2 protein-coding genes are annotated in these 2,560 nt (G+C 47.8%); both read right to left on the bottom strand.

From position 1 onward, the window contains the following. Positions 1-102: 102 nt before the first annotated feature. Positions 103-894, bottom strand: coding sequence for an IS21-like element helper ATPase IstB (istB, locus tag BN161_RS27700; RefSeq protein WP_010800357.1), 792 nt, complete (start codon positions 892-894; stop codon positions 103-105). Continuing rightward, positions 891-2,423 carry an IS21 family transposase gene (gene istA / locus BN161_RS27695; RefSeq protein ID WP_044272551.1) on the bottom strand — a complete coding sequence of 511 codons (1,533 nt, stop codon included), beginning with the start codon at positions 2,421-2,423 and terminating at the stop codon, positions 891-893. The genes istB and istA overlap by 4 nt, the downstream gene beginning before the upstream one ends. Between the last annotated feature and the right edge of the window lie 137 nt (positions 2,424-2,560).

Genomic DNA, 2,560 nt, shown 5'->3' with positions numbered 1-2,560 from the left:
TTGTAATAAGCAAATTTTAAATCGACATTTTTCGGTAAAGTTAAATCGACATATGATATTCGAGACCCTCCGTTTATAATATTGATTGTCTTAGGATACTGGTCATCTTTGGCTGGGGGTACCCCCAGCCAAAGATGAGTCTTTTCCGGTTTCAAAAATAGATTTTCGATTTCCCATCCGATAGCTTTGTCCCGAGAGTTTTATTACCTCGCAGTGATATAATAATCGGTCAAGTATAGCGGAAGCGAGTACTTCATCATCCAGTGTTTTTGCCCACTCTGTTGGTGCCTTGTTGGTAGTGATTATCAGCGATGCTTTCTCGTGAAGCGTGTTGATTAGGTTGAAAAATCCTGCAGCATCTTCTTTCTTCACCGGGAAGAGCATGATGTCGTCGATGGCTACCAGATCGGCTTTGAGCAGACGGTTATAGGCACTCATGGCTGAAGGCATCAGGCTTTTCATCTTAATGGTGTTTATGACATCCTCCATCGTAACCATATATGCTTTGTATCCTTGTCCTACGGCCTCATATACGAGGCCTGCGGCGATGAAGGTCTTGCCTGTACCCGATGGTCCCATAAGTATCAGGTTGTAATTCTGCTCGAGCCATCCAAGTCGGCGCAGATCGCGTAGTCTGGGGGCGGTTATACCTTGCGAGTAGTTGTGGTCAAAAAGGTCGAGATCATGCCTTGCCGGCAGAGCCGCCGCTTTCAGACGTCGTTGGAAGTCTTTGCTGTCCCTCTCTTGCACCTCACGGGCCAGCAGGTCATGAAGGAACTCTACATGGGTCTTTCCTTGTTCCTGTGCCAGATGAGCCTCGGATTCCAACAGACGTGGAAGGGCGTATAGCCGCAGGCGTGAGCACAAGCTTCTGATTTGTTCGTTGATTGTCATACGAAGAGTGTATTAAAGATTGATATATCTGTTTTCTCAGGGGTCATGCCGGAGGTGTCTGCCTGGGGTAAAGGTTCCGTTTCCGTCCGCACCTCGATAAGAGCCTCCCCATTATGGACTCTAAGGTACTCGGCTACCTCCATCAGGCGGCATCCGTTAAAGACGCCTGCCTCAAGGCATTGAGTGAAAGATCGGGTAAGTGTGGCATTGGAGTATGCCCCATGCCGGCGGGCTATGAACTGGAGGTTGTCGCGATAGTTGCGAGCCTTATGTACGCGCAGTTGTGAGAGGTATTCGTCAACCACTGCGCTCTGGGGAAGCTCCTTGCGCACAGAAGCCTCATAGTCGTTCAGTGAGGCTTCTCGGTCACGCCGGTGCGAGGTGTTGCTGATCAGCCGTCCCTTGTCACCGCTTATCTTGTGACTGGCAAGGGTTTTGCCCGTATCATGGCTATAGATGTGCAGTTTGCCTTCTTTTTCTTCCAGATAGACAAGCGTCTGATAGCCGCGGTAAGTTCCCGTAGGAACGGTGTAATAGTTGCCCCTGTAATTTATCACGTTGTCCTTGCGCACATGATGTGGCACGAGCTTTTCACAAGGTACTGTAGGGACTCCTTTATAAGGCATGAGATATGTTTTTTCCCTCTCGAACTCATCGGAAGGGACACGACGTATGCCGTGGTGTTCCGTACCGTTGGCTGTACGTTCCAGCCAGCTCAGGACATCCTTGTTCAGCAGGTCGATGTCGATAAACTCACGACCGCGAAGGAAGTTGTACTTCACATATTTGACCACGTTCTCTATCTTACCCTTACTTTGGGGATCGGACTTATGGCAGAATACGGGCTCGAAGCCATGTTCCCGAACCAGGGCACGGAAGCTGCTGGTAAGCACCAGATCGCCAAGGTTTTCCTTAACTAGCAATACCTTGTCCTGATCATAAATGATTTTCCGGGGTATACCTCCGAAGTGCTCAAAGGCCAGTTCATGGGCATAGACAGCAAGTGCGGTGGTAAACGGTGTCCGGCTAAAATACACGAACTTGTACCTGCTCCGGCTCAGGGACACCGCAAAGAAATAGACTTTTAGAGACTGCCCCTGAGAGGTTCGCATCCAGCGCTCGCCGAAATCACATTGGGCGTATTCTCCATAAGGAGTCTCAGGCTGCTTCTCATAGGGACGGTAACTCTTTTCCACCTCTTTGGGCAGATTATGTGTCAAACGAATTCGGTTGATGAAGTTGAAAACCGTTTTGGGAGTAACTGCCGGAAGATCCACAAAATTCTCCTTTAACCTGTCATGGATCTGAGGGGCGGACAGAAAAGGCCATTTAACAAGCTCCTCCACTACATAAGTCTCGTAAGCGTCAAGCTTATGCCCGTAATGCCGGTCATAGCTCTGGCTAGATATGAACTCATCTTCTGTCATAGACAGATACTTGGACACCGTCTGACGGTGAAGGCCTAAAGACAAACCTATCTGGCTTTTGTTTAGGCCGGATGAAAATAATTCTTTAACTTTGTTCCACATTAGATACTTCTTTAATTTGGAAGTCTCGGTCATAGCATTGTAATTAATAGTTGGCACTACAAAATTACAATGCTATTTTTTTCTAATCATGTCGATTTTACTTTTCCGATTTTTGACGAGACAAAGTTACCGATTAC

The organism is Bacteroides timonensis, from assembly GCF_000513195.1.
GTDB classification, from domain to species: Bacteria; Bacteroidota; Bacteroidia; order Bacteroidales; family Bacteroidaceae; genus Bacteroides; species Bacteroides timonensis.
The sequence above is the reverse complement of the archived record's forward strand: the minus strand, read 5'-3'. Positions and strand labels throughout refer to the sequence as shown.